Genomic DNA, 295 nt, shown 5'->3' with positions numbered 1-295 from the left:
GTCACCGAAGGTGGTGTCATCACTTACACTGTGACGCTGACCAACCCGGCGCAGACGCCGGTGACCGTGACCTTGTCCAACGGCCAGGTCATCACTGTTGACGCGGGTAAGACTCAGGGCAGCATCGACTTCCAGACGCCGGCCAATGACGTCTACAACAACGGCTCGACCGTTAGCGTCACTATCCAAGACGCCACGGGCGGTAACTTCGAGCAGCTGACTCCTAACCCAACCCCAGCTGTTACGACGATCAACGATTCGATCGACACAACACCCTAGAACCAGTCGCCGAGAC

General features: G+C 58.3%; 1 pseudogene. It reads left to right on the top strand.

The window, feature by feature from the left end:
• Positions 1-273 (top strand): annotated as a pseudogene (locus tag IAE53_RS11280) (immunoglobulin-like domain-containing protein); the annotation flags it as partial.
• Positions 274-295 lie beyond the last annotated feature (22 nt).

Origin of the sequence: Leuconostoc sp. S50 (genome assembly GCF_016624925.1) — a bacterium.
Classification (GTDB): domain Bacteria; phylum Bacillota; class Bacilli; order Lactobacillales; family Lactobacillaceae; genus Leuconostoc; species Leuconostoc pseudomesenteroides.
The sequence above is the reverse complement of the archived record's forward strand: the minus strand, read 5'-3'. Positions and strand labels throughout refer to the sequence as shown.